Origin of the sequence: Micromonospora sp. KC606, assembly GCF_004348675.1 — a bacterium.
Lineage (GTDB): Bacteria > Actinomycetota > Actinomycetes > Mycobacteriales > Micromonosporaceae > Micromonospora.
The window spans coordinates 1-3,066 of the sequence record NZ_SMKN01000352.1 but is presented as its reverse complement, the minus strand read 5'-3'; the positions used below and the strand labels follow the sequence as shown (position 1 = coordinate 3,066).

The 3,066-nt window shown below is 68.0% G+C and carries 4 protein-coding genes; all 4 read left to right on the top strand.

Going from position 1 to position 3,066, the window contains the following annotated elements; genetic code table 11:
- The coding region (locus tag E1193_RS30765; RefSeq protein WP_132186633.1) for a site-specific integrase at positions 1-555 on the top strand (555 nt) is incomplete at its 5' end.
- 440 nt (positions 556-995) lie between these two features.
- Complete coding sequence (locus E1193_RS30755; RefSeq protein WP_132186634.1) at positions 996-1,259, top strand: helix-turn-helix transcriptional regulator; 264 nt, start codon at positions 996-998, stop codon at positions 1,257-1,259.
- Entirely contained in the window at positions 1,259-2,140 is an 882-nt protein-coding gene (locus tag E1193_RS30750) for a hypothetical protein (protein WP_132186632.1), read from the top strand. The genes E1193_RS30755 and E1193_RS30750 overlap by 1 nt, the downstream gene beginning before the upstream one ends.
- Positions 2,141-2,558: 418 nt before the next feature.
- Positions 2,559-3,017, top strand: a complete 459-nt coding sequence (locus tag E1193_RS30745; RefSeq protein WP_132186631.1) for a hypothetical protein — start codon at positions 2,559-2,561, stop codon at positions 3,015-3,017.
- Positions 3,018-3,066: the final 49 nt, after the last annotated feature.

The following is a 3,066-nucleotide window of genomic DNA, read 5'->3' as shown; positions in this document are numbered from 1 at the left end:
GAACGGGATGTGGCAGTGCTGGCGTTGGCGCTGTGTGCGGGATTGCGCCTGTCGGAGCTGTTGGCGTTGCGGGTGTCGTCGGTGGCGGGTCGGCCGGGCGAGCGGCGGGTGGACGTGGCGGGCAAGGGTGGCCGGCCGAGGGTGGTGCCCATCGAGCCGGAGCTGGACCGGGTGCTGGTGACCTATCTGGAGAGTCGAGCGCGGCGGTTCGGTTCGCGCACGGTGCGGCCGGATTCGCCGTTTCTGGTGGACCGGCGGGGTGAGCCGCTGCGCCGGGGCGGGCTGCAGTATCTGGTGGACTCGTGTTACCGGCGGGCGGGCATCGGTGACCGGGTGCCACGGGGTGCGCGGTTGCACGCGCTGCGGCACACCTTCGCGACGCGGTTGGCGGAGGACGGGGCGGGTGCGGCGGAGATCATGCGGTTGCTGGGACATGCGTCGTTGGCGTCGTCGCAGACGTACATCGAGGTGACAGCGGGTCAGCAGCGGGCGGCGGTGCGGTCCAACCGTACGCATCGGGTGCTGGCGGGCCTGCTCGCGGATCAGGATGGCTGAGCGGTGAGGAGCGCCGGGTGGAGGGCGGTGAGCGCGGTGGTGGTTCGGTGCCTGGCACGACCCGATTCCAGCGGTGTTGGATCGGATCGACCGGCTACACCACGACGTGTGCGACCTGCCGCCGCTGCCCACGTGCGTGCGGGTCGAGGGAGACGACGGTGAGCGCGTCGCCGGGGCCGGATGTACTCGAACACCTTGGTCAGCTCGGGCCGGTCGGAGTTGATGAACAGTGACTGCGTGGCGAGCGCTTTGCGGAGCTCGGTCGCCCTGCGAATGTCGGCCAGCGCCGAGTGAGCCGTTGAGTCGCCCGTTGTCTCCGCAGTGGGGGTCTTGACGAAGAACTACTACGTCCTGCGATACTACGCAGAACGTAGTAAGGGAGGTGCTGCTTGTCTGGGCTATCGGAGCTCGGCAGGTTCTCCGAGCCAGCGGTGCTCATCATGATCAGTTTGGCGGCGGGTCCGAAGCATGGTTATGCCATGCAGGACGACATCGCCGAGTTGGCCGGTGAACGGCCGGGCCCTGGCACGCTGTATGGCGCGATCCGGCGCCTGGAGGAGCGCCATTACATCGAGGCGCTGCCTGAGCAGGATCGACGCAAGCCTTACCAGCTCACCGATACCGGTCGGGCGGCGCTGAACGCGGAGTTGAAGCGCATGCACGCGGTGGCCGGCACCGGTCTGCGCCGGCTGGCGGTGGCCTGATGTCGCCGCGGCTCATCCGGGGCCTGCTAGCGCTGTATCCGCGCCTGGTCCGTGAACGCTATGGCGATGAGATCGCAGACCTGCTCACCCACTCATCCCGACCGGTCCGTGACCTGGCCGACGTGGCCTGGTGCGCGCTGACTGATCGAAGGGAGCACTTCACCGTGCATCGCCCATGTATCGCCAAGTCAACCATGGTGAAACTTCTCGCTGCACCTGCAATTTTCGGCATGGCCCTGCTGATTGCGCTGTCTGCCGTCCTGATGGTGTTCAACAACATCGATAACGCCCGCACCGGTTATCAGTCGATTGCGATCGCCAGCGCGGCGACGGTGCTCCCGGTTGCGCTGCTGGCCGTCCGGTGGGGACGATCGATAGGACGCAGGGGCGCGATCGCAGCGCCTGGGCTGGTAGTGCCTGCCGCATTGGCGACAGTTGTCACCGCCTTGTGGGTACTGCCATCGATTCCCCTGTCGGGTGAGTCGCTGGGTGCGAGCCTGGTCGCCACACTTCCGGCCACAGTCACGTGGTGTGTTGGCATGTCGGTACTGATCACGGTGACGGCGAGGCTGCGCGGGCGTGGTGTGTTGTCCGCCGTGGTCACCGTGGCAGGCGGGTACCTGGTGCTGGAGCTGAGCACCATCGCCAACGTCCTTTCCGTGCTCGACGCGCAGGCTGCGCCGCGGCAAGACGCACTGTTGTGGTATCCGGCGACGATCACCGGCTACGATCCGGGGCTGGTCATGGGCACCAACGACATGCTTCACGACGCGGTGGGAATCCTGCCTGCCGTACTGACCATCTGCACCGTGTTCGCGCTGGCCATCGTCACCAACGCCGCCACCGACGAAACCCCAGAGCCCGTTGTCGCGCTGGCGTGACAGGATCACGGTGGTGCGGGGTAGGGGCCGGGCCGTCCGCGCTCTTCGTGCAGGCAGCCCGCCGCTGCCGTGCCGCCGCCGTCCGGCGCTGGTCATGAAACCACCCGCGAGACCGGGCATTAGCGAGCGAGTCCAGAGCCTTCAGCTCTGGATTCGCTCGTATGCCCGGTCGAACTGCTGTCGAGCTGGTGGCCGCGGCGCGCGACGGGCGAGACCCAGCGGTGAAAGGCAGATCTGATTCTGCGGAATCGGAGGAAGTGCGGCCCGCCAGGGACCGCCCTCGTCGTACCAGCGCCCTACGGTTCCGACTGGCCCGCGGCGTGGGTCCTGTCTCTCATCGCGATCGCGGGGCTTCGCCGTTTCACTCCAGCGAATCCAGGTCGTCATCGTCGGCCTCGCCGACGCGGTCCTCGGCAGCGTGCTCGACGAGCCGATCCAGCTTTCGCTCGACGGGGCGATCCCCGCACGCCGCAAGGCGGTCGCGAAGCTGGCCGACGAGTCGATGGCCCCAAAAACCCCGACGAACCACGACATCGCAATGGGCATCGCCCGGAGCTGGATCAAGTATCGGGAGAGCCAGAACGTCCCGGTCGTTGCCAACAACGCCCTGCACGCCCTCAAGTCGCTGATCCTGCCGTTCCTTGATCACGACTACGCCGAGGCCGAGGTCAAGCGAGCCCTCAACGGCCTCGAGGAGGGCCTGCCCTCCAAGGCCCAGATGGAGCGGGCGCTGGTCCGCGTCCGTGGCCGGGGCACCCGGCCTGCCCACCGCTCCAACCAGGCTCCCGGCACCCTCAACGTCAACGACGCCTGGGCCGACAACGTGACCACTCGCCCGGCCATGGCCGGCGCCGCGCAGGGAGGTGACCAGTGGTGACCCAGTCGTGTGCGCGGGTGGCGGGGGCGATCACGCCGCGGGTCGGTGG